Annotated in this window: 17 protein-coding genes; 8 read left to right on the top strand and 9 right to left on the bottom strand. The window is 53.0% G+C overall.

The annotated features are described in order from the left end of the window. Nucleotides 1–52 precede the first annotated feature (52 nt). Together LOC67_RS09215 and LOC67_RS09220 are read right to left on the bottom strand one after the other, a co-directional pair. Nucleotides 53–1,675 carry a hypothetical protein gene (locus tag LOC67_RS09215; protein WP_230262300.1) on the bottom strand — a complete coding sequence of 541 codons (1,623 nt, stop codon included), beginning with the start codon at nucleotides 1,673–1,675 and terminating at the stop codon, nucleotides 53–55. A 3-nt stretch (nucleotides 1,676–1,678) separates the two neighbouring features. Continuing rightward, on the bottom strand, nucleotides 1,679–2,470 hold the full coding sequence (locus tag LOC67_RS09220; RefSeq protein ID WP_230262301.1) for a glycosyltransferase family 2 protein: 792 nt from the start codon (nucleotides 2,468–2,470) through the stop codon (nucleotides 1,679–1,681). A gap of 626 nt (nucleotides 2,471–3,096) precedes the next feature. On the opposite strand from LOC67_RS09220, the gene LOC67_RS09225 reads away from it, so the two are divergent. Further along, a complete protein-coding gene (locus tag LOC67_RS09225; protein ID WP_230262302.1) occupies nucleotides 3,097–6,486 on the top strand; it encodes a sulfatase-like hydrolase/transferase in 3,390 nt (1,129 codons plus the stop codon). A gap of 126 nt (nucleotides 6,487–6,612) precedes the next feature. Then, nucleotides 6,613–8,091: a dicarboxylate/amino acid:cation symporter gene (locus LOC67_RS09230; protein ID WP_230262303.1), complete on the top strand. Its 1,479-nt coding sequence runs from the start codon at nucleotides 6,613–6,615 to the stop codon at nucleotides 8,089–8,091. Nucleotides 8,092–8,210: 119 nt separating this feature from the next. Here LOC67_RS09230 and LOC67_RS09235 read toward each other — a convergent pair whose 3' ends face one another. After that, nucleotides 8,211–9,353: a hypothetical protein gene (locus LOC67_RS09235; RefSeq protein ID WP_230262304.1), complete on the bottom strand. Its 1,143-nt coding sequence runs from the start codon at nucleotides 9,351–9,353 to the stop codon at nucleotides 8,211–8,213. Between the two features lie 506 nt (nucleotides 9,354–9,859). On the opposite strand from LOC67_RS09235, the gene LOC67_RS09240 reads away from it, so the two are divergent. The 5 genes from LOC67_RS09240 to LOC67_RS09260 all read left to right on the top strand — a co-directional run bounded on the left by LOC67_RS09240 (nucleotide 9,860) and on the right by LOC67_RS09260 (nucleotide 16,976). After that, on the top strand, nucleotides 9,860–10,780 hold the full coding sequence (locus LOC67_RS09240; RefSeq protein WP_230262305.1) for a dihydrodipicolinate synthase family protein: 921 nt from the start codon (nucleotides 9,860–9,862) through the stop codon (nucleotides 10,778–10,780). A 32-nt stretch (nucleotides 10,781–10,812) separates the two neighbouring features. Next, a complete protein-coding gene (locus LOC67_RS09245) occupies nucleotides 10,813–13,422 on the top strand; it encodes a sodium:solute symporter family transporter (RefSeq protein ID WP_410001124.1) in 2,610 nt (869 codons plus the stop codon). 65 nt (nucleotides 13,423–13,487) lie between these two features. Next, complete coding sequence (locus LOC67_RS09250) at nucleotides 13,488–14,282, top strand: hypothetical protein (RefSeq protein WP_230262306.1); 795 nt, start codon at nucleotides 13,488–13,490, stop codon at nucleotides 14,280–14,282. A 600-nt stretch (nucleotides 14,283–14,882) separates the two neighbouring features. After that, nucleotides 14,883–15,383: a cytochrome c nitrite reductase small subunit gene (gene nrfH / locus LOC67_RS09255; protein ID WP_230262307.1), complete on the top strand. Its 501-nt coding sequence runs from the start codon at nucleotides 14,883–14,885 to the stop codon at nucleotides 15,381–15,383. A gap of 45 nt (nucleotides 15,384–15,428) precedes the next feature. After that, complete coding sequence (locus tag LOC67_RS09260; RefSeq protein ID WP_230262308.1) at nucleotides 15,429–16,976, top strand: ammonia-forming cytochrome c nitrite reductase subunit c552; 1,548 nt, start codon at nucleotides 15,429–15,431, stop codon at nucleotides 16,974–16,976. A gap of 125 nt (nucleotides 16,977–17,101) precedes the next feature. Here LOC67_RS09260 and LOC67_RS09265 read toward each other — a convergent pair whose 3' ends face one another. The 4 genes from LOC67_RS09265 to LOC67_RS09280 form a co-directional block, all read right to left on the bottom strand. After that, nucleotides 17,102–18,145: an NAD(P)-dependent alcohol dehydrogenase gene (locus LOC67_RS09265; protein WP_230262309.1), complete on the bottom strand. Its 1,044-nt coding sequence runs from the start codon at nucleotides 18,143–18,145 to the stop codon at nucleotides 17,102–17,104. Nucleotides 18,146–18,356: 211 nt separating this feature from the next. Beyond that, nucleotides 18,357–19,487, bottom strand: coding sequence for an alkene reductase (locus LOC67_RS09270; protein WP_230262310.1), 1,131 nt, complete (start codon nucleotides 19,485–19,487; stop codon nucleotides 18,357–18,359). A gap of 277 nt (nucleotides 19,488–19,764) precedes the next feature. Then, nucleotides 19,765–20,787, bottom strand: coding sequence for a PEP-CTERM sorting domain-containing protein (locus tag LOC67_RS09275; protein WP_230262311.1), 1,023 nt, complete (start codon nucleotides 20,785–20,787; stop codon nucleotides 19,765–19,767). Between the two features lie 160 nt (nucleotides 20,788–20,947). Then, nucleotides 20,948–21,235 (bottom strand): hypothetical protein, encoded by a 288-nt coding sequence (locus LOC67_RS09280; RefSeq protein WP_230262312.1) that lies wholly within the window; start codon nucleotides 21,233–21,235, stop codon nucleotides 20,948–20,950. Between the two features lie 543 nt (nucleotides 21,236–21,778). On the opposite strand from LOC67_RS09280, the gene LOC67_RS09285 reads away from it, so the two are divergent. Then, nucleotides 21,779–22,402 (top strand): PEP-CTERM sorting domain-containing protein, encoded by a 624-nt coding sequence (locus LOC67_RS09285; protein ID WP_230262313.1) that lies wholly within the window; start codon nucleotides 21,779–21,781, stop codon nucleotides 22,400–22,402. On the opposite strand, the gene LOC67_RS27715 is transcribed toward LOC67_RS09285, so the two are convergent. Together LOC67_RS27715 and LOC67_RS09290 are read right to left on the bottom strand one after the other, a co-directional pair. Further along, on the bottom strand, nucleotides 22,293–22,823 hold the full coding sequence (locus tag LOC67_RS27715) for a transposase (protein WP_410001125.1): 531 nt from the start codon (nucleotides 22,821–22,823) through the stop codon (nucleotides 22,293–22,295). The genes LOC67_RS09285 and LOC67_RS27715 overlap by 110 nt on opposite strands. A 466-nt stretch (nucleotides 22,824–23,289) precedes the next feature. After that, nucleotides 23,290–23,937, bottom strand: coding sequence for a hypothetical protein (locus LOC67_RS09290; protein WP_230262314.1), 648 nt, complete (start codon nucleotides 23,935–23,937; stop codon nucleotides 23,290–23,292). Between the last annotated feature and the right edge of the window lie 17 nt (nucleotides 23,938–23,954).

Consider the following 23,954-nt stretch of genomic DNA (forward strand, 5'->3'; position numbering starts at 1 on the left):
CAGGAAAGCGTCCAACCTTAAATCGTACGCTTTGATCGGTACCCGCAGCGAGCTACGCCGACGCGGAATCGCCCAACATCGATCGGTACGCGTCACGCAGATAATCAAGCGGATACAAGCAGAACGAGTGCTCACGGCTACAATACAACGCCGCGTCTTTTCGTCGGTGCTGAAGCTGCTCTTGCTGCGACAAGAGTCGATCGCGAACGATGTCTAACGAATTCGCCAATCGCTGATTGACCGATGTGATTTGACGGTGCCACTGCAGACGCTGCCCGTGCGGCGGCACCTCCGCTAGCAGTGCATCTTTCTCCGCAACGATGCGTTCGAGTTCATCGGCCGGCAATGATGACTCGTCGCGGAATCGCTCCCCGTGAAATTCGACGTCGCGGATCGATCGGCCCACTCGGATACTTTGCCGCTGGACGTCGTCGATCGAAAAGTCTTCGTGCCCTGGCAGCATGACCGTCGCGGACAAGACCATCAGCTGTGGTGGTGTGGCGTTCCAAAACCGCTGACTAATCAAGTCGCCAAGCTGATCGTATTTTCCGCCACCAATGCCGTGCAAAAACAGATCGCTAAGAATCAGCCGAGCGTACATGGTCGTGACCAAGGCACGACTTCGCAATTTAAACTCGGGACTGTTTAACGCGTGCAACGCCTCGAATGCTGAATCGCCACCAGCATTTTCGATGCGACGCGATCGCTTTTGGCGATCACTGATCTCCAACACGCTTCCGCCTTGGCTGACGCGTACCCAGACAGGCTCGCGTTTAGGCGATTGATTGCCATACACCCAAAACGGTGCTTCGTACCAATCGCCGTCTTGAGCCAGGTTTGGAACGGGGTGGGCGTTGCTTCGGATCCCATGTACCTGCCGATAGAAGTCAGCAGACTCGTTGTAGCATTGATGAAATCGCGGCAGATCACGCAAAATCTGAATCGCGAACTGAGCAAACGACTCTGTGCGACAGACCACACTCTGCGGAATCTCCAGTGTCGAAAGTCCCAAATCATCCTCAAGATGATGTCTTGCTTGTGCCAACGCACAGCCTGCGAATCCGCAGCGTTGGATCGCCTCTCGGGCATGTCCCCACAGTTGACCGACCAAAGGGTTACCAACGATCGACCGAACAGCTTCTGCGACATGCTGGTCGAAAGCATCAAACAGATCGCGATCGATAATTTGCGATTGCTCGTATGGCACACCGCCGGCACGACGGTCGTAGGCGACGCTGGTCGAATTGACCGCATGTGATTGCGTATCAAGCTGTGGAACACGTATCGCGCTCGATTGTGCGACGTCGCTGTCGACGACGAGATTCACAGCAGTCGCACCGGTTTGCTTTGCGACCTGATCGAGTGCGAAATTTTTGAACCACACTCCCGGATGGAACAAAGTCGGCTGATGCCCTGCCATGACGATCGAATCAACACTTAATCCTTTCGCATCGACGTTTCGATAAGCACTTGTGTATCGCCGCGCATCGCGAATCAAACGTTCACGTGCATCGTTTCGCAGCTGAAGAAGCGACTCGGGCAGCGTTGCCGCTGTTTGTCGATTCTGCAGCAAGATCGAATCGGCTTCAGCCAACGATGGCGAGATCAGTGACTCGCCGTGCTGCCGTGGAGCACGATACTGCTTGAAATGGGTTTCAGCCAACTTATCGTCCAACGATTATCTCGGTTGGTGAGTGCAAACCGGATCACCGCTGACGGCATGCAAAACATGCTTCCCTTCGGCACACAGGCGATTGATTTCGTTTTCGATCACGCGGTTGTAGTGATCAAGACGCGTTTGGGCGTGATCAAGTGCACCACCAAAGGACCGCGCGAGGTCTAGATAGATCAGTGGTACCGCCATTTCGACAACTCGCAGACCGGCCGCAGCGGCTTGGACCCACAGCTGCAACGGCATGGCGTAACCCGTGTCGGTGATATCGAACTGGCGAAGGGCTTCGGCGCGATAGGCTTTGAAACCGCAAAACGCATCGGTGAGTTCGAAACCCAGACGGCGATTCAAATCCGCCGTGATGCGACGATTGATAAACATTCGCTCTTCAGGCGGTGCGTCGTCGCCTTCGAAATGGTGCAGGTAACGGCTTCCCGAAACGATGTCGGCGGAACGGGCCATGTCAATGAATGCGGGTATCCGCTTCGGTTGATGCTGACCGTCACAATCAAGGGTCACGACACCGTCAAAACCGTTTTGCAGGGTGTACTGGAATGCGGTCTTCAAAGCCGCTCCGTATCCCTGATTTCCGTCGTGATGAATGACTGTGACATCGTCTCGCTTGGCCAGTTTTTCCGCCGTGCCATCGGTCGACCCATCGTCGACAACCAAGACATGGTCGGCAAACTTCACCACTCGATCAAGAACATCGTCGACGTAATCGACCTCGTTAAAGACGGGGAGGGCGGCAAGCCAAGTCTCTTTGTTGTCAGATCGTTTCATTTGCTTCTTTGTCATGCAATTGCTTCGAACCACATCCAACGGAACTGCATTCGGGCGAATCCCGAAGTCAGCGGATTAGATACGGATGGGACTACTTGCCGAATCCGAGAAACCTTACACGAGCGAACGCGTAAATCCGGAAGCTAGCAAGATTTAGACACCAAATGTGGCGGGTAAATTGGAGGTTCGCAGGTCATGGTAGCGAATCACCGACAGCCTTCACGCCCTGTTCGGGGCAGCTTTGACAGCGGAATCGAGCGGTGGGCCGCGTATTTTCGCACCAATGAGCCCTACAAAGCAAACCCCGTGCCGAGGATTTTGAATGTCGAAACGGCAGCAACCCACTGTTGCGGTATGTTAGCCAGCGATCAAGAACCCTCTGCCCTGATGTCGGATCACCCGTCAAGCCTCCATTTTGGCAGGTTCCGTTGGTGTCTAACTTGGATCGCCGATTGAGATCGATGGTCATTCGTTTTAGCTGTCCATCGATGGTGCCACGATCCATAAGCAAGCCGTTATGATGGCGGCGATCCCACCTTCCCCCGCCCCTGAACACGGGCCATCGCCCCCTCCTACGCGATTTCATGATGCGAAGATTTTTGTTAGTTGCCCTCGGACTCATCTGTTGTCTTCAGTCCGGGATGGCCGAATGGTCCCCAGTTGCCGACAGCATGCTGACGCGTTGGGGAAAACAGGTCGAACCTGATCAGGTCTGGAATCAATATCCGCGCCCCCAGATGAAACGCCCGCAATGGAAAAACCTAAATGGATTGTGGGATTACGCTGTCACGCCACATGACGCGGCTCAGCCGGAATCGTTCGAAGGAAAAATCTTGGTTCCGTTCGCGATCGAAGCTCCTTTGTCAGGCGTCGGTCGCCGCTTGGAAGAAAACGAATCGCTGTGGTACCACACCCGTTTCGATCTGGGCGACATCCAAGCAAACGGCGGATCCGTGCGATTGCATTTTGAAGCCGTCGACTACGCATGCGATGTTTGGGTTAACGGCAAAAAGCTTGGCAGCCACGTCGGTGGAAACTTGCCATTTTCATTCCTAATCGACAATGCGAAGTCGTCTGGCAACGAATTGGTTGTCAAAGTCACCGACGCGACCGATGCGGTTGGCAAGTATCAGCTCCGCGGAAAACAAAAGGTCGAAAACCGAGGCATCTTCTACACGCCTGTTTCGGGTATTTGGCAGACCGTTTGGATCGAGCCGGTCTCGGCCAATCATATCGAATCCCTAAAAGTCACCGGCGATGCCCAAGGTGTTGTAAAGGTCTCCGCTAGCGTCGTCGGCGATTCCGCGAAACTGCGCCTGACCGCGACCGATGGGACACAATCGACATCGGCAACCGGTTCTACCGATGACGCGACGTTGACGATCGATGATCCGAAGCTTTGGTCACCCGAATCGCCCACCCTTTATGATCTAAAAGTCGAATTGCTTGCTGGAGACGGAGCGGTACTGGACACAGTTGACTCCTATGTCGGGCTGCGAACGGTAGGCAAACGTCGCGATGCGGATGGAAATCTGCGTTTGACACTTAATGGCGAAGACATTTTCCATTGGGGACCGCTTGATCAAGGCTGGTGGCCAGGCGGACTTTTGACGCCACCGTCGGAAGACGCAATTAAATACGAGATCGATTTTTTGCGAGATGCGGGTTTCAACATGATCCGCAAGCACATCAAGGTCGAACCACGCCGCTACTACTATCACTGCGACAAAGTCGGCATGCTGGTTTGGCAAGATCAGGTCGAAGGCGGCGCCGGTTTTCAGTCTGGCGAATGGCCTAAATGGAAACGCCTGGACAAGAATCATCCCGCGGGAAACAAACCGCAAAGCTGGAAAGAAGGCGACTCCCTCGATTCCGATTGGCCCGATTCGGCGCATCAACAATACATGACCGAATTGAAAGGCATGGTTGATCACTTGCACAACCATCCTTCGATTGTCACTTGGGTTCCATTCAATGAACGCTGGGGACAGCACCGCACGATGGAAGTCGGCCAGTGGATTGTGAACTACGATCCGACGCGGCACATCAACATTGCCAGCGGAGGCAATTTCTTTCCTGTCGGTGACATGGCCGACGAACACGTCTATCCGCATCCCGATTTCCCTGTCGACGATGTTCGCTATGACGACTTCGTCAAGATCGTCGGTGAATTCGGTGGGCATGGCTGGCCTGTGCCAGGACACCTTTGGGGCAGCAAACGTAACTGGGGTTACGGTGGTCTACCAAAAACCAAACAGGAATACATCGAACGCTATAAAGAATCGATCACGCGATTGGCTGAACTAAAAGCCAAAGGCGTCGCGGGCGCTGTCTACACTCAGACCACCGATGTGGAAGGCGAGATCAACGGACTGATGACCTATGATCGCGAAGTGGTCAAAATCGCGGCAGGTCACCTCCGTCAAATCGCCGAGGACAACTCGCTGGTTGCAAAACAGGATGAAGTCGCTTCTTCACGTCCCAACATCATCGTCGTCTTGGTAGACGATATGGGTTATTCGGATCTGGGTTGCTACGGCAGCGAAATCGAAACCCCAAATATCGATGCACTCGCCGCGGGCGGATTGCAGTTTACGCAGTTCTATAACCAAGGCCGTTGCTGCCCGACCCGTGCCAGCTTGATGACCGGCCTGCAACCGCACCAAGCGGGTATCGGTCACATGACCGCACCTCCCGGTCAACCGCTCGGTTTCGAAGGACCCTACCAAGGCTACTTAAACGACCAATGCACCACGCTGGCTGAAGTTCTGCAGCAGGCCGGTTATGCGACGATGATGACCGGCAAATGGCATCTCGGTGCCGACCGAAAAGAATGTTGGCCTTTGCAACGCGGATTCCAAAAATACTACGGCTGCTTGAGCGGTGCGATCAACTACTTCAAACCCGGCGGGGACCGCGGTCTGACCGAGGGCAATGATTACGTTGACGTTCCTGAAGATTTCTATGCGACCGATACGTTTACCGATAAGGCGATCGAGTATCTGCAAGCGGCTAAAGAGGCGGACGACGCGCAGCCAACGTTTTTGTACTTGGCATACAACGCTCCGCACTGGCCGCTGAATGCGAAGTGGGATGACTTCCAAAAGTACCGTGGGAAATACAAGCAGGGCTGGGACGCGATGATGAAGGCTCGCAATGAGCGTCAGCGTGAACTCGGGTTGCTCGGTACGGATACCCAACCGGCACCTCACCCGGGTCCAACCTGGGACAGCTTGAACGACAAGCAACATGACCGTCTCGATGCGATCATGGCAGCCTACGCGGGATGCTTGGATTCGATCGATCAAAACATCGGCAAGCTGGTCGCGCATTTGAAAGAGAGCGGTGAATATGACAACACCGTCATCTTTTTCTTGTCCGACAACGGCGCATGCCAAGAAGGTGGGGACTTCGGTGTCGGTACCGAAGCGATGGTGAAAGACCCACCGCTGGAAACCACCCGCGGAGTCCGAATCGGCTTGCATTGGGCGGGTGCCTGCAACACGCCTTACCGCAAGTACAAACACTATGTCCACGAAGGCGGTGCGTGCACACCGATGATCGCCCACTGGCCAAGCGGCATTCCCTCGAACTCGACCGGAAAACTGGTTCATCATCGCGCTTACCTACAAGATTTCATGCCCACCGTGATCGATCTTGCTGGTGGCAACTATCCGAGCGAAGTGACACCCTGCGTCGGCCGATCGATGACACCACTGTTGTCTGGCGAGCAGTTGGCTGGCAAACGTGGTGGTATTCACTTCGACCCGATGTTTTGGGAACACGAAGGCAACGCGACCGTTCGAATGGGCCAATGGAAGTTGGTCCGCGAATATGAAAAACCTTGGGAGCTGTACGACCTTTCCAAAGATCGCACAGAACTGAACGACTTGGCTGACAAGAAACCCAAGCTGCGAAACGACATGGTCGCGATGTGGGAACAGTGGGCGACCGAAACCGGTGTCAAATTCCCCGAGCGATTCAACATGTACGAGTTTCTGCAAAAGAAACGCCAGACCGAGAAAAACTGACATCGTTCGACGCGTTGGCGTTCCTGACGGGACGCCAACACACCGTCATCGTCAACGAAGGGCTGTCGTGTGGAGGGCCTCAAGACGGCCCGACGCTGATTGCGTACAATTGCAGCGTCGCGCAACATGACCTTGACGGAGCTGCCCAGTACGATGGCCGAGAATGATGTCCAGTCCAAGCAAGCCCACGAAGCAGAAGTCCGTCCCAAGGATGGCCCCAAGAACGCTTGGTACAAGAAATCTCACTGGCAAATTCTGATCGGCATGTTCCTAGGGTTGCTGTACGGTTTGATCGCCGCAGCAGCCGGATGGACGAAGTTCACGAACGATTGGATCGCGCCCTTCGGCGTCATCTTTATCAATTCGCTGCAACTGATCGCGGTGCCTCTCGTTGTCGCATCGCTCGTCTTGGGCGTCGCATCGCTTAGCGACCTTAAAAAGCTATCGCGCATCGGTGGCAAAACTCTGGCGATCTACATTGCGACAACTGCGATCGCTGTCGTCATCGGCTTAGTGATCGTCAACGTTCTACAGCCTGGCCTGAAAGTCCCCGAAGCGGCTCGCACACAGCTGCAGGAACAATTCGCAGGCGATGTTTCGGCAAAACAGGAAATCGCTGCCGATGTGCAAAATCGTGGACCGCTGCAGATCCTGATCGATATTGTTCCGTCGAACTTTTTCGAATCGGCGTCCAGCAACCGCAACATGTTGCAAATCGTATTCGTCTCGTTGATGGTGGGAATCGGCCTGATCCAACTTGAGAAATCACAGGCCAAACCGATGATCGATGTGCTCGAAAGCCTCAATCATGTGGTCATTCGACTTGTCGATTTAATCATGCTGTTTGCACCCTTGGGCGTATTCTCGTTGATCGCCAGGACGATAACGGACTTAGCAGGGGACGATTTCTCACAAATCCTGCAGCTACTTGCGGCCTTGGGTTTTTACTGCATCGCGGTGGTGATCGGGTTATTCCTGCATGTCTGTGTGACTTACTTTGGGCTGCTGAAGCTCGCGACCAAAATGCCGATCAAAACCTTCTTGAAGGGCATCGCGCCGGTCCAACTCGTCGCCTTTTCGACCAGTTCCAGTGGCGCAACCTTGCCGCTGACAATGGAACGTTGTGAAGAGAAACTTGGTGTTTCCGAGGAGGTCTCGTCGTTCGTGATTCCGCTCGGTGCGACGATCAACATGGACGGAACGGCGCTCTACCAAGCCGTCGCCGCGGTCTTTATTGCGCAGTCGATGGGGATGGATGTTGGACTATCAGGACAGATCACCATCGTCCTTACCGCCGTCTTGGCATCGATCGGCACAGCGGCTGTCCCGGGTGCCGGGATTATCATGCTGGTGATTATCCTTCAATCGATCGGCGTCCCAAGTTCCGGAATCGCGTTGATTCTTGGCGTTGACAGAATCTTGGACATGCTGCGAACAGTGACCAATGTCACGGGTGACGCATCTGTCGCGGTGACAATCGCCTCGCTCGAAGGTCAACTCGGTTCACCAAACTTTGACGACTCGGAAAACCAAATCCGAATCCAAGGAGACGAAGCCGCTGAAGCGAAACCCGAGACACCCGAACACAACGAATCAGCGTCCTAGGCTGTTGTCGAAGTCCGGTACGCTAGCGATCTGACGTCTTCTACTTCGCAATACCCGCGGGAAAGAACGCTACCATCACGGAGTGATGGGCGACAATAGAATCAGCAGCCTGCGATGCGTTAGGCGGCTTTGGAGACCGGGGCGAGATAAGAATACAGATGAATCCGCTCGACGCCGTCGCTTTCGATGCGGTCGCAGAACGATTGCGGACTGAGGTGGTCCTCGTAATAACGGATCACCTCCTGACGCATCCGATCAATTTCCAATTCCGACATCGCGTTGATACGCCGGACGGCATCGCGAAGTCCCTCGCGACCGCGATAGGCGATGCAGTTAACACCGTCGGTGAGCGGTGGTGTCAGGATCGAATCGTATTCCAACAACGGAATTGTCCCGACGGCAATCGATTCAATCGCGTTGTGTGATAGCGGGTAATCACATCCCGGTGCGGCGACAAAGAAATCCGCGTTGGACAAAATTTCCAACCATCGCGAAGCCTCCGTACGGTATCTGGAATTATCAATCATGACGAAGCCGTCATGAGATTGATTCATCATCTGGCCAAGCTGTTCGTCACTCTCGATCTGCACGGTCTGATCTTCATAGTGCTTCAGCAGATCACAAATCGTTGTATGACGATCCACCGTCTGAAGGCGATGATACTTTCGAATTCGCTGGTACGCTTCCTTGGACCGATGCCCACCAAAGAACAGCCGCCACTTTCGATCCCGACTTCGATAGTCGGCAAAGCGTTCGTCTTCGCGGTTATCCCAAATCTTCGGGTAAAGGCTGTACGGTACGGCGACGTCCTTGTCGGCAACACGCTGACGAAAGCTCGTGACAACCTGCAGTGTCTTTTCAGCTCGCGAGTGCGAGGTCGCTCGATCGGTCAGGCATAAATCAAATGACAAGTCTGCGGTGTCTTCGGTCAATGGCTCAGCGGTTTGAAGGGCACTGGCCTTGAACATCCGATTTCCGGTTTGCAAGAACTCCAACCGTGGAACCAAGTAAACCTTGTACCCACCGCGGGCAAGCAGCGAAACGAGGGCGTGAAAACGCCGACCTTGCTCGCCATCGCAAGCGATCTTCCGAAGGTCCAACAGGCACCGCTTGGCGGCCGATTTAACCGGAGTTGCTTGATCGGTCCGATGGATCCAAAACCAGTGATCCCGAATTTGCTTGGTGCGTTTCAATCGCGCGAGCCATCGCCATTGTTTGACACTGTGTTCAACGGAAAGCCAAAACGAGCGAAAACGATGCATAACGACTGAAAAGGACGGAAGTAACCTTCGGTAATGACTCGCTGAACTCAACCTGGATTCCAGCGAAAAGTAGGGCAGATAGGTGTTTTACTGAGATGCCAAATCGGCCGGACGGTGAAAGATCATCCGCGTGGCAGCCAGTTGATCACAAAGTCCGTTCAAACCGTATGCCGAGCGATTCGTCGCAAGACTCGTCAATCCGGTCCAATCGAGCATCAGTCGTCAAACAATTCTTCAGAGACTAGGTCTTTGGACACTCGTGTCGCTAGTGCGAATTTCGATTCCCGTGAAACGCGACGTGTTTCACAAATTGGCTTTCTCGACCAATCGTCCTCTCAATCGTCGCATTGCCGCAGCAAAGCCACATAAATGTCACCGCGGTGACTGCGTTTGTCGACAAAACGTCGCCAGACACAGAGGCCAATCAGACTCGGCTACAATGCCGAACCTGCTCGCCTTCTTCTCAGTGATTGCCCACCAAAATCTCTCCTGCCAAGGACATCGACTTGTTACAGAAACGTTTGAGCGGCCTGATCGCTGCCGCCTGCACACCATTGGACGGATCCGGAAAGGTCGTTACCGAACCGATCAAACCGCTGGTTGATCATCTGATCGGAACTGGCGTCCAGGGCTTGTATGTCTGTGGCAGTACCGGCGAAGGAATCTCGCTATCGACAGAGGAACGGATGCGAGTTGCCGAAGCGTATGTGACCGCAACCGATAGCCGCGTTCCGGTGCTAATCCAAGTGGGCCACAACAGCACCGGTGAAGCGAAACGACTTGTCGAACATGCCTGCGAGATTGGTGCCGATGCGATTTCGGCGACCTGTCCGTCCTATTTCAAAGTCACCGATGCGGGGACATTGGCAGCCTGCATGGGCGAGATCGCTTCAGCCGCCGAGATACCGTTTTACTACTACCACATTCCATCGTTGACGGGATCAACGATCGACATGGTGCAGTTTCTGAAGACGGCTTCCAAGGTGATTCCAACACTGGTCGGACTGAAATACACCGATACCAAGCTATTCGAGTTTCAAGCCTGTTTAGAACTCGACAATGGTCGATTCGATGTGGTCTGGGGCTGCGACGAAATGCTGTTGGGTGCACTGGCGACAGGAGCTCGGGCGGGCATCGGCAGCACCTATAACATCGCAGCGCCGCTGTACCGTCAGATCATTGACGCCGTCGAAAAAGGCGATTTGACAAGGGCGAGAGAACTGCAATCTCGATCGGTTGCGATGGTTCGGGTGATGTGTCGCTATCCATTTCATGCGGCACTGAAGACGATCCTAACGGAGCAGGGGTCTGAAGCCGGATTCACAATTGGCGGATGTCGACTTCCACTGCAAAGCCTGACTTCCGAACAAGCCGCATCGCTGAAGTCGGATCTCGATGCGATCGGCTTCTATGACTGGTCTAGGTAGCAGGCAAATCGATGACGAATGGTCTCCATCAAATGTCCTTGTCGCGAATTTGCATTCTCGGCTTCGCCTGTCTGATCTCCGCTTGGCTAATCGCTCTGTCACCTTCGGCGACTGCGCTCGCACAGTCACCATCGATGTTTTCTTGGTCAGAATTACCTGAGCTGCCAACGAAACTTGGAGTCGCGGGCCCATTTGCCGGAGTTCACAACGATGCTCTGATCGTTGCCGGAGGCGCGAACTTTCCTGAGCCGATCTGGGAAACCGAAAAAGTCTGGCACGACACTATTGATGTCCTTCACCATCAAAACGGCAAGCTCGTTTGGTCACGGCAGCAACCGCTTCCACGCCCCATCGCCTATGGGATGACTGTCTCAACACCTGACGGAGTTCTATGCATCGGCGGCAATGATGCGAGCGATACGTTTGCTTCGACGTTTTTGTTGCAATGGGATGTCAACGCGCAACAAACCATCATCCTCGAATATCCCGATCTTCCAAAGCCTTGTGCGTATGGCTCGGCCGCATTGATTGGCGAAAAGGTTTTTGTCGTCGGGGGACAAAATGATTCAGCCTTGCGTTCGGCTGGGAACCATGTGTTTTCACTTGACCTTTCCAGTTCCGATCGAAGCGGAACGTTGGCTTGGCAACACGAAGCTGACTTCCCCGGTTCAGCTCGCGCGTTCAATCTCTGTGTGGCTCAGCACAACGGCTTTGAAAACTGTCTGTATGTCATTGGAGGTCGGCGGCAAGCATCCAATGACGACAAAGATATCGAGTTCCTTTCAGACGTATGGGAATACGCTCCGAAAAAGTCGACTTGGAAACGCCGCAGTGACGCACCGCGCCCGATCGTTGCCGGTGTCGGACTTGGTATCGGGCAGAGTCATATCGCTGTGCTTGGCGGTGCAGACGGAACCCTGTTTTTCAAGTCCGATGAACTGAAGGATCAGCATCCGGGATTCCCGAAAGAGGCATTTGCCTATCACACAATCACAGACACCTGGACCAGTGCTGGTGAATTGCCAGCGAATCATGTGACGACGATTGCGGTCCAATGGAATGATCAAATTATCATTCCCAGCGGCGAAGTCCGACCACGAGTTCGGTCGCCGAAGGTATGGTCGGTTCAAGGTCGGACCACAACCAAAGGCTTCGGCACGATCAATTATGTCGTGCTTGTGACCTATTTACTGGCGATGGTTGGTATCGGTGTTTACTTCGCTCGAAAAACAAAGAACACCAATGATTTCTTTCGCGGTGGTCAGAACATCCCATGGTGGGCGGCAGGATGCAGCATCTTTGCGACGATGCTTAGCTCGCTCACGTTCACTGGGATTCCGTCAAAGTCTTTCGCACAGGATTGGGTCTATGCCGTGGGGAACTTTACGATTCCCCTGGTTGCGTTCTTAGCCGTCTATGTCGCGATGCCGTTTTACCGACGAATCGATGCGACGAGCGCTTACGAATATCTAGAGAAACGCTTTAGCCGGTCTGTCCGTCTATTCGGCAGCGCTAGCTTTACCTTGTTTCACCTTTTCCGCATGGCTGTCGTGATGTCACTGACGGGACTGGCTTTGGCGGTTGCCACACCACTGACCCCGCTTCAATCGGTTTTACTGATGGGGCTGCTCAGCATTCTGTACTGCACGATGGGAGGTGTCGAAGCGGTAATTTGGACCGATACGTTGCAAACGGTTGTTCTGCTTGGTGGAGCCCTCTTGGCGATTGCGTTGTTGATTTCAGGTGCCGGAACCGACCTTTCGGGTTTCATCGAAATTGGCAATCAAGGAAACAAGTTCTCGATCGCGAATCTCCACTGGAGTGCTACCGATACCCAGATCGCGCTGTGGGTCATTGTGATCGGTGCAATCGCGCAAAACGTGTCGTCGTACACGGCCGACCAAGCCGTCGTGCAACGATACATGACAACGGCAGACAAGAAGCTTGCGGCCCGTTCGATTTGGACGAACGCGTTGTTAACGATTCCGGCGACGCTGCTGTTCTTCTCGATCGGAACGGCGCTTTATGTCTTCTATAAAGCACACCCCGAAAAGCTTGACCCGACGGTGACAACGGACCAAGTGTTCCCAATGTTTATCGCTCGGGAAATGCCAATCGGGATCGCCGGGCTAATCGTTGCTGGTGTTTTCGCCGCCGCCCAATCGACCGTCTCGACCAGTATGAATTCCACCGCAACGACAATCGTCACGGACTTCATGAGACCGCTGAACTGCTGCAAATCCGAATCCGGCTACCTGAAAGCGGCCAGGCTATGGACTCTTGCGATCGGAGTGACCGGTACATTGCTTGGGCTCGCTTTTGTTGACCCAACAATCAAATCGCTGTTCGACGCCTTTATCAAAGTCATCGGATTATTCATGGGGGTATTGGGGGGGCTATTCATCCTCGGTGCGTTTACTCGCCGTGCGAATGCGACCGGCGCGTTCGTTGGTGCCCTAGTCGGTGCTGCCACAATGGTATGGCTTTGGCAGTCGTCAAGCATCAACGGCTATCTGTATACAGCCTGCGGCATCACAACTTGTTTCGTTGTCGGTTATGCTGTCAGCATGCTAGCCGGGGCACCAAAGACAAACCTGGAAGGTCTGACGATTCACACGCTTGGCACAAGCGAACGATCGTAGGCGAAGTCCTTCCAGTTTGCCTTCACAAGTAGTCATCGTTCCGTCGCTCTACGGGAGACAACCTGATGTCCGAATATGCCGTCGTCCAGACCCGTTTCGAAACGATCCCAGCAGAAACGCTAGCCTCCATCCTGACCGGTCAAGGAGCGATGACGCACCCGGACGCGATGCTTGCGATGCGAAGGCACCAAGGCATCGTGTGGGAGCACTTTGATCGTTCGCGAGCCGAATCGGTTCAGCAAGCTCTATCCGACCAAGGCTATGCGGTCGACATTGTCGAATCGGATGACCTTCCCATGCTTGGTGAGCCAAGACAGATCCGTTGGTTCGAATTAGACAGCGCGGAGCTTCGAATCCCGATCGGCATCCATGGTGACACCAACTCCGTTCCATGGGAAAACGTCTTGGTGATCAGTCTGAATCAAATTGCCGAAGTCACCAAACGACCCGTCTCGGAAAACCCGCGCATGACCAGCACATCGACATCCGGGCTGGCGATATCTCGCGATACAAATCCAAAGTACCAGAAACGCAGCAAGCTGATCGACGTACTTGACCTTATCTGCACCGACAAAGAAGGCGGGGCGCATTACCTTCGTCTTCCCTGCCATCAACTGGCATACAGCAAAATCATGGGCGACGGCACGAACCTCAGCCGCTTTGAACGCTTTCTCGTTGTCGTTGAATACTGTGTCACTCATGCGCCTCAAGCGATCGTCAGTCCTGCGACTCGAAAAGCTTTAGTGACACGTCAGGAATCCAGTCGCGAAGTCGATGGCGATGGGATGCAAGCGATCCAAGACGAAGCGGTACAGAATCGAAATCGCTGGCTGCTTTACCAATCTATCAATCAAGACTAGTTGATCGATAAAACTCTTTGTGCAAATAGTCAAAGCGAGATTCTTAGTCGCCATAGAAATCTTGATCTATCAAGTTTTAGAATCCGATGCTGCCGAACTTCGACGAAAAGCAGCGACGTCCACACTGGCAAAGCATGACTGGCCGAATACGCACACAGCGACATAGCACTGCGTTTCCAAGTGTCTTGTGAAGAAGAATGCCAATTGATGTTTTGTTTAAAACATCCAATACCGCACAACTGTGCGGAAGGGCACGCGTAATTGGCCATGGGTTACTTCTTCAGTACATTTGGCTTCTTAAATGTGAACCTTGCTTCGTAGAAGCGATCGTCACTGATCAATCGAAATGAAACACAATTTTTGAATTGTGTTTTGTCGATGCGTATCAATGACCGACGAACTGAGAAGCCGACTGAGCATCAATCCAAACAGATGCGGGCCTATAGAAGGCGAATTGGTTCGGCCTAGAGTCGCGGGCGACTTTTGAACAGGCCGACCAATCATTCTCTCGCATTCGCTTTGCATAGACCTCGCTGATGATTTGTAACAACACAATCATCTTGTAGCCGGAATATCACACCAAACATATTCGCAACTGTGATGACGGATCGACAATCACCAATCGAGTCAACCTTGGAAAGTGGCAAGCCACGATTCGGACGAGGCGCGATCCTTTTTTGCATCACACTAGGCCTCTTGGTAGGACTCGGAACGTTTACCTTTGGCTATGGAAAAGGCGCGAGCTATCTAAGCAACAATCCGGAATCGTGTGTGAACTGCCATGTCATGCAAGACCACATGGATTCATGGCAACAAAGCAGCCACCATCATGTCGCTGTTTGCAACGATTGCCATCTGCCTCATCACCCCGTCATGAAATGGGTCACCAAGGCAGACAACGGTTTCTTCCATTCACTTGCTTTCACGCTTGGCAACTTTAAAGATCCAATCCAAATCAAAGCACGCAATCGCAAAGTGACGCAGAGCACTTGCGTTGACTGCCACAAAGACTTCATCCATCCACTTCTTCCGGCAACTTCTGGTGAAGACATGCAGTCGTGCGTTCATTGCCATGCCGACGTCGGGCACGCGGGACGTTAAACGACACTTTCGCAATCCATTTTCTATCCACTCCATAGTGACACCATGTCATCCGATAAAAAAAGCGGATTCAGTTGGCTCCTGTTGCTAACTTTGATCACCGGGGCAGCGACTTTTGCAGTGATCGCACTGCTCGTCAATATCTTCGAACGAAAACAAGAAGCTCGCGAACCGTTTACGAAAGTGGTCGAGGTCAGCGAAGTTAGTTCAGACCCAGAGCCGTGGGGTTTGAACTTTCCACAACAGTACGAAGACTACTTAAAAACGGTCAACGATCCCTACACGGACTTTGGTGGCAACCATACGTTGCCGCCAAGCAAGCTTGATGAAAACCCATGGTTGAAACGCTTGTTTGCGGGATACGCATTCAGCAAAGACTATCGCGAAGCTCGCGGCCATGCCCACATGCTGTCGGACCAAGAAGTCACCAAACGCGTCACTGACGTTCAACAGTCCGGCGCTTGTCTGCACTGCCACGCATCCATCATCCCCACCTATCGCCGGATCGGTCTGGAGAAGCTTGGCAAAGACGCGAGCGTCGCGAGCTTGGCAAGCAGCTTTGACCAAGAAGCCGTCATCGCAGGCTTCAAAGAAGTCAGCCAGAAGAAGTATGAAGAAGTTCATGCGGAACTTGAGAAGACAGCAGACGGCATGGACGCAGCAAGTGGGGATCCACACATGGGAGGCGCCCATCCCGTTTCCTGTGTCGACTGCCACGACCCGGACAACATGAAGATCCGTGTCACGCGTCCCGGATTCATTCTCGGGGTCGATAAACTTGCCAAAAGCGATGACCCAGTCCCGCACCTACCCAGCGTTCAACAATGGCGAGACAAAGGTAGCAAAGGTGACTACGATCCAAACACGATGGCAACCCGACAGGAAATGCGGACCTTCGTCTGCGCACAGTGCCATGTTGAATACTACTGTGCGAACAAAATGACGCTAACGTTTCCCTGGAGCAACGGCTTAAAGATGGAAGATCTTGAAGCCGAGTGGGACTCAACAACGTTTCCCGATGGTGGAGAGTTCTTCGACTACGTGCACAAAGAAACCGGGACCAAAGTCTATAAAGCTCAACACCCCGAATTCGAACTTTGGAGCCAGGGCATCCACGCAAGAAGTGGTGTCAGCTGTAGCGATTGCCACATGCCCTACGAAAAGGTCGGCGCTACGAAAGTAAGCAGCCACTGGGTTCGCAGCCCGATGATGAATATCAACAAAGCATGCCAGACCTGCCATAAAATCCCTGAAGATGAGATCAAGGCTCGTGTCGATCTAATCCAGGACCGCACGAAAGCGTTGATCGAGCGAGCGGCTTCAGCGATGACTGAAATGCTTGATAACATCATCGCGGTTCAGGAAGCTGGTGCGAGTGAGGAACAACTTGCTCCGATTCGGAAATTGCAACGTAAAGCGATGTGGCGACTGGATTATATCGCCAGCGAAAACAGTAAAGGCTTTCATGCCAGCCAGGAAGCCGCTCGAATATTGGGTGAATCGATCGACTACAGCCGGCAAGCGATCGCCGCCTGCTTGAAACTGAAGTTGGGTGATACGCCCGATGAAGAATCGGTTGCTGCGGCAGAATAGGCCCTGCTGACTCAGTCCAATTCGCTAGGACATTGCAAGTTCAAAGCTTTTACCCATCACTGTGTCAACGACTTGCTTCGGCAAGCGTTGACACAGATAAGCGGCCTCGCTTCACAGCAATCTTATCAGTCGACTTCAATGACGACTTTGCCATGATCGACACCGGATTCGACGCGACGATGTGCGTCTGCTAAATCTTCAAGCGGAAACACAGAATCCAATTCGACGCGAAGCTTACCTTCACGGTACAACCCGACCAGTTTCATTAAATCAGCAGTGTTGGGCTTCGCAAGCATCACCTTTGCCTTCTTCGATAAAGGTGCTGTGACCGCAGTCAGGACCATGCCTTTGACGTCCGGCTCGGTCGAAACAAACCTGCACTCATCCGACATCACACGGCGCGCATCAAGATAGCTCGCCTTGCCGGCGGCATCGAAAATCAGATCCCAGGTTCGATTCAACTCGGTGAAGTCCGATTGCTCGTAATCGATAAATTCGTCTGCCCCTAGACTCATGCAGGTCTCGCGGTTCTTGCCGCTTGCTACGGCCGTCACATGGCAATCGAATGCTTTCGCGATCTGAATCGCGAATATCCCCACACCACCACTGGCACCGTTAATCAAGACGCGATCACCAGCCATGATCTTTCCATGGTCTCGCAGTGATTGCAGTGCTGTTGTACCGGCCAACGGCATCGCCGCTGCTTCCAGGACCGGAATTGGCTCGGGAAGGACCGCAACCGAATCGATCGCACAGACCGCGTACTCCGCCGAGGCTCCTCCATAAAGAGAATCCAGAAACGCTATCACGGGCTGTCCAACCGAAAGTGGAGCATCATCAGCCACATCGGCAATGAACCCGGCAACGTCGTACCCGGGGATTCTTGGAAAGCCCCCCGGCAACAAACCTTTCATCTCGCCGCGACGTAGTCGATAGTCGATCGGATTGACGCTCGATGCGACAACCTGAATCAAAACCTGTCCTGGTCGGCGAGTTGGCGTTTTGACCTGCTTTTCATGTAGCACCGATGGCTCGCCGTAGTCGGCAAAAACCATGGCCCGCATCATTTCAGGAACGACATGCAGCGGCTTTTGCGTCGTCGGAATTTGAGCCACATCGGTCGACTCAACAGCACTGGACTCGGTTGATGCAACGGTTTTGGTGGACATGATTCGCTCCTGCAATAAACACGGCGTCGATTGAACGCCAAAAGCAACTTGCCAATCACATCACGCAATCGCCATACCAATAGGGTCCATTTCGATAAGGTCTGGGGCGTAGCGTCCAACAACATGGATCGTTCTTCCACGAGTGCTTTCGGGAACCATCTCAAAACACTTGCAGAAGAACGCCTCCATGGTATCGGCCGTTGAAACAAGATCAGCTCGCTGCCTTTTCAGCCGTCTCTTGATAGGCTGGAAAGTCCGTATAGCCATGCGGCCCTGGTGAGTACCAAACGGACATGTCTGCTGACTTGGCAATTGGCCAATCGTTTTCAAATCGCTCCACCAAGTCTGGGTTGCTGATGTAGGGTCGACCAAAAGCGATCAAGTCGGCATCGCCGCTGGCGATCGCCTGATCCCCGCTTTCTTTTGTGTAGCCAACGTTTCCCATCAACCGTCCAGAGAAGACTTTGCGAAAATCTTTCAGAGTCATCGCGGGACCTAGGTTATGGAAACCAAAACCTTTGCCGTCCATCACGTGCAGGTAGGCTAGACCGTAACGGTCCAGCTGCTGTGCGGTGTATGTAAACTGCTCGTTGTAGTCCGGGGATCCCATACTGTTAAAACTACCGTTGGGCGCCAGTCGAACGCCAACCCGATCCGCACCCCAAACCGACGTGACCGCATCGACAACTTCACCCAAGAAGCGATAACGGTTTTCGACGCTTCCTCCGTAGCGATCCGTTCGATGGTTGGATTTGGATTGCAAAAATTGATCAAGTAGATAGCCGTTTGCCGAGTGAATTTCGACGCCATCAAAACCAGCTTCTTTCGCACGAGCAGCGGCATTTCGATAGTCCTCGACGATCCCAGGGATCTCGTCGGTTTCTAGCGCACGTGGCGTTTCATACTGCTTTTTGCCGCTTGGCGTATGCACCCCGTCGCCTTCGATCGCGATCGCCGATGGTGCTACCGGCAGCTCACCGTGATGAAAATCACTGTGCGAGGCGCGGCCGGTATGCCAAAGCTGTAGAAAGATCTTCCCACTTTTTTCGTGAACTGTGTCGACGATCATTCTCCAACCTGCCTGCATCTCGTCGGTATAAATGCCAGGCGTTTCTGGCCACCCGATGCCTTGTTCAGAGATCGTTGTCGCTTCACTAATGATTAGCCCCGCCGACGAACGCTGAGCGTAATACTCCGCCATCAGTTCATTGGGAACGCGACTTTCACCCGCCCGCGCCCGTGTCAGCGGCGCCATCGCGACACGGTTTTTCAACTCGAGCGATCCAATTCGCAATGGGGCAAGCAGCTGTGGATTGGATGTTGTTTCGTGATTGGAGCTCATGAAGATCTCACTGGACTGATGTGGAGTCAAACGGCCGAAGATGGCTGTGGACCGTGGGCTTACGAAGCGTAGAGAGCCGTCTAGCGTCTCGAAGATTTCGCGGCCCGACCTGTCGGCAGATAGATACCACGCCAAACGTTTGGTCTTACAGGCAAGCGAAAAAGCAGCCATCGAGCGATAGCCGCACGCCAGATGGAAAGCTCACTTCGAATGACAAGTGAGCAAAGCCAACTGTATTTGCCTCATCCAGTCGGCGATCGAGGCTGGCTTCAGGGCGTTACCGGCGCCTGCGAAGAAAGACTGCCAACGACAGTCCCGCGCACAGTAACCCTGAACTGGGTTCTGGGATCGCCGTCACACCGACCCAGCTCACGAACAGGTTTCTACTTCCGAGATTGCTGTCGGTGACCCGAAAGGACGTAAAAGAATCGAGCTGCTGATCGGTCAGAAAGACGCTGTCCTTTAGCTGACCGAAGGTAGCAGCGATTTCTCCCGTTTGATCGTTGATGTCGATGTCTCCGACATATCCACTGGTTTGCAACTGGATCGAATCGAGCATCGTTGATCCGTCACTTGAAAACCGAACCAGCTCTCCCGACGTGTTACCGACAAAAATCGACCCATCTGACGCGACATCGATCGAACGCCATTCATCAAATGAAATCGTGATCGAACGTAGGTAGTCACCACTTTCAGAATCGAAAACGTCGATCTGGTCCGAAGTACGATTGTTGATCGTATAGAGGTTCCCATGAACGTCCAAGTTAAGATCGTACGGGTTGTCAGTCGTTGGCGTTGCCGAATTCAGACGCTGAGCCGATCCATTAAGCAAATTGAAACGGACAATGCCGCCTCCATTGACGACAGGCTGAGAATCGGTTGCGAACAGATAATTGTTGAAAGCTTCCAGCCCACCTCTTGAAACAAATCCGTCAGTATCCCAGCCAGCGAATTCGATGGTTTCTTCCCAGCTGGCCGTTGGCGTCGCGGGGCTGATTCGCAGCAACTCCGATGGAGAATTATTGGAATTGTGAACGTAGACAGCTCCGTTCAAATACACCAAATCGCGTGCATGATCGGTGGAGCTCCCGGAAGCCGGGTCGGGCACATCCTGAAACGTCTGAACGCGAGTTCCCGCGGTGGTGTACTCGGCGACGTAAGAGGGCGCCGTGTTTGATCCGGTGAATTCGTTGATCGAAACGATCAGATTACCGGTTGTCAGTGCGCCAGAAACGTCGTTGCTGATGCAAGAAAAGAGTAGGAAAAGTCCAACCAGCTCAGCCAATCCGCGTCGATGCATTCGTCCACCTCCAAACAAAATCGAAACAGCCCGAATTGTAGTCACCGATCCCCTCGGCGTGAACAGAAACACATTCACAACCACAGAATCTCAATTGAACCGCATCCACGCTCCTGCGTTGTCGCCAAAGCGCCAGCCAGACAGCGATCACGCCCAATCTCTATTGCCCCATTGCAGTACTCAGTTCAGCAACCAACTGCTCAACTGAGTGAGCTTTATCAACTGCAATATCGAAGCTATATCCTTCGTCGATGATGTGCAAAGCAACGTGAAGCTCGTTGCTTGAGGCATGAATTGTATGAGCGATTGCATCGATGGATCCCGAACAAGCGATCATTTTCTTTGATGAAATGAGCTTCACTTTACAGGTCCCTGACTCTGTGTTGTGTGTTGCCTCAATAGCTGCGATCACCGATGGCGAGGTGTGTAGTTCGCCAACTCCGTTCATCGCACAAGAGCTTCCGAAATTACATCGCGATCGAAAGCAACCATCTTTCCATCATAAAGCAGAATTGTTTCCGACACTCATCAGTCTCCAATTCGAGACAACCATCCCCCGCTAAAATAAGAGGACGCGTGGCCCGCAAACCCCAGGCCACCTCACCATGAGGTGGTGACGGAGACGTGCCTCCGCAGCCGACAAGTCATTGGACTCAGAGTCGCAAAAAAAGTTTACGTAAGGTAGTGCCGCTACCTATTCGCGCGCTATGCACAAACACGAGCAAACCTAAGTTCGTCCATGACCGTGCTTTGACCTAGTTGGTGCTGAAACCGCGCCGAAGCTACAAACCCGGAGAGGCATTGGACTTAGTTGGTTTAAGTACCATTCATGCCAGTCACCTATTGTACATGCAGGAAAATTATTGAAGTTTCCCATTGCTCATATCACCCGTTCCGCTCGTTTGATATGCTTTTGTACTGACTTAAGCGTCCCGGAGGATTGGTTGGGAGCGGGAAAAGCCGTCTCAATACACGTAACTGGAGCAAGAAGATGATGCGAGCGATTCAACTGGTGGTGGCTTGCGGGGCGGTACTGTCCGCCTTCGCCGGGCAGGTTCAGGCCGGAATGATGCTAACGATCCAGCCAAACGCGGTCGGAGACACAATTTTCTTTTCAGCTACAATCTCATCCCCGTACCAGAACGAAAATATATTTGGTACTAGCCTAGTCACTGACGATGACGGCATTTTTTTGAGTGGCGGAGCGGGGCAAGCAATTTTCTATGGTAACTTGCAGGTCGGCAACTTCAAAACGTCCAACAGCAACGAAATCATTCTTCGAGACGGTTTCGCTGGCTTCCAGGTATTGTCAGGACCGACGCTCTTTGACGGCTTCTATCTGGACGACGACGGCAGCGGTGTTGACGACGACTTTGCCGTCATATTTAACGGACCGCTCTCAACCGGCGAGGTTCTCGCTTCAATCCCCATGCATCCCAACGGTTTTGATTGGAACTGGAATGTAGGCACGTACACGAACAATTCGAATGTAACGATCATCGTTACTAACACCCCATATAACAGCAGTGTCGTTCCCGAACCAAGCTCTCTTGCCTTCGTTGGAATTGGTGCGTTGGGCATGGTTGGCCTTGGTTGTCGTCGCAAACAAAAATAGCTTCTTTCGGAAATTTATCGGCAACAACCGGGCGCGATTTTGAGCTTCCCACAGTAGAACAGTAGTCCCAGTCGGTAGTTGGCGAAGTTCCTAAAACCACCTGGGTGCGACTATTGAATCCTTCGGTAATTCGGTTCCGAAAGTAGGTCAGCATTCCATCGAGATGCTGCTGCGGCATGCGTGTTACATTCTTGATTGGTTCCAAGCGGCTTCGAATGGCCCACCCGTACCAACGGCCGAAAAAGCCTTCCGCCCAGAAGGCCAACACGGACATCCAGAAGTGCCGAAAGTTCTCTTTGATTGCCCACACACGACCGGTTTTCAGTTCGTTCCGCATGGCAGCCAGCAGCTTGTGGCATCGACCGTCATCGTGACGAAAGCCGGGGTCGGATTCCTTGTTTCTACTTAGAGTTTTTCGCATGTGAAGGCGGCCCCTGGGACGTGTCGTTGACTCAAGATTCAGCCGTCGTGCGGAACAAGGCAAAGGGGTCAGGCCCAAAACCGTTCAGCGCGAAATTTGTGAATCGCGATTGATCGGCCCGAGCTGCTCTGGTCGCTTAGTATTTCGAACTCTCTGTTTTCAATTGTTCGCCGTGCGGATGGGAAAAGGGGTCAGGCCTCTTTGACTTTGCTTTGAGGATTCTCGCATGTGAAGGTGACCTCTAGGACGTATCTTTGACTCAACCTTCAGCCGAGCCGTCGTGCGATCCACTCTTCCATGCAATCTCAACGCAGCTGGCATACCATCGCGCCGTCTCCAATTCCTTTTCCGGCAGGGCTTGATCTGCACGGGAAACCCATCTTCGCGGTCGTGGGAGCGGCCAGGGTGACGGCTCACAAAGTGATAGTGCCTGAGCGTCAATTGAATGGAAAGCAAGTAGAACAGGTCAATCAAAACAGATACCAGCAGCTTCCATTCTTCGCCTCTCTTCAACTATCTCTGAGTAGTGCTTGTCGGTTCTCACGGGAAGGCTAAACACACCTTCGGCAGCTTCAAAAACCGCTAGCTTTTTCAAAAAGATTCTCCAGAAGCTGAACGGCCCGATACCAAGAGCTTTCCAGTCCAGCTGTTCGTTCCATGACAATCTAACCTTTGCATGGCGATCCGCGTCTGTCTGGATGCGATCCGCCGGGAGTCCGAGGATGCAGACATCTCCCATAAATCCAGAAACATCTAACTGAAAGTCCTTCGCAGCTGACGCGTTAGATTGATGCAAACCACGCTCCTCTGGCTGCACCACTAATGCAGGAGGAAATGTTCCTTCGACCACCACTCGATCGAGCCTAACTTCTGAACTTATCGTCAATGCATCACCACAGTCCAAATTGGAGAATCGGACTTCGCTCATCGAAACGCCACTTGTGATGACACAGGTACCAGGGCTAACCCGGCAATCTTCAAAGGTCACTTTTTCAATCAGCAACTGTCTCCCGGTCATCGGAGACAATGTCAAATCAGAGAACTCAGCACCTAAAAACTTCTCTTGCGTTAGGTGAAGTTGCCCTTCCTTGTCTTTATTAAAATGTAGTTGCATTAGTACCTTGCTTTTCG

The organism is Stieleria sp. JC731, assembly GCF_020966635.1.
Classification (GTDB): Bacteria; Planctomycetota; Planctomycetia; order Pirellulales; family Pirellulaceae; genus Stieleria.

Coding starts and splice junctions, on each gene's coding strand:
- LOC67_RS09220 (WP_230262301.1), bottom strand. CDS start 2,470: ATGACAAAGAAGCAAATGAAACGATCTGACAACAAAGAGACTTGGCTT.
- LOC67_RS09225 (WP_230262302.1), top strand. CDS start 3,097: ATGGCCGAATGGTCCCCAGTTGCCGACAGCATGCTGACGCGTTGGGGA.
- LOC67_RS09230 (WP_230262303.1), top strand. CDS start 6,613: ATGACCTTGACGGAGCTGCCCAGTACGATGGCCGAGAATGATGTCCAG.
- LOC67_RS09235 (WP_230262304.1), bottom strand. CDS start 9,353: ATGCATCGTTTTCGCTCGTTTTGGCTTTCCGTTGAACACAGTGTCAAA.
- LOC67_RS09245 (WP_410001124.1), top strand. CDS start 10,813: ATGTCCTTGTCGCGAATTTGCATTCTCGGCTTCGCCTGTCTGATCTCC.
- LOC67_RS09250 (WP_230262306.1), top strand. CDS start 13,488: ATGTCCGAATATGCCGTCGTCCAGACCCGTTTCGAAACGATCCCAGCA.
- nrfH (WP_230262307.1), top strand. CDS start 14,883: ATGACGGATCGACAATCACCAATCGAGTCAACCTTGGAAAGTGGCAAG.
- LOC67_RS09260 (WP_230262308.1), top strand. CDS start 15,429: ATGTCATCCGATAAAAAAAGCGGATTCAGTTGGCTCCTGTTGCTAACT.
- LOC67_RS09265 (WP_230262309.1), bottom strand. CDS start 18,145: ATGTCCACCAAAACCGTTGCATCAACCGAGTCCAGTGCTGTTGAGTCG.
- LOC67_RS09270 (WP_230262310.1), bottom strand. CDS start 19,487: ATGAGCTCCAATCACGAAACAACATCCAATCCACAGCTGCTTGCCCCA.
- LOC67_RS09275 (WP_230262311.1), bottom strand. CDS start 20,787: ATGCATCGACGCGGATTGGCTGAGCTGGTTGGACTTTTCCTACTCTTT.
- LOC67_RS09280 (WP_230262312.1), bottom strand. CDS start 21,235: ATGAACGGAGTTGGCGAACTACACACCTCGCCATCGGTGATCGCAGCT.
- LOC67_RS09285 (WP_230262313.1), top strand. CDS start 21,779: ATGATGCGAGCGATTCAACTGGTGGTGGCTTGCGGGGCGGTACTGTCC.
- LOC67_RS27715 (WP_410001125.1), bottom strand. CDS start 22,823: ATGCGAAAAACTCTAAGTAGAAACAAGGAATCCGACCCCGGCTTTCGT.
- LOC67_RS09290 (WP_230262314.1), bottom strand. CDS start 23,937: ATGCAACTACATTTTAATAAAGACAAGGAAGGGCAACTTCACCTAACG.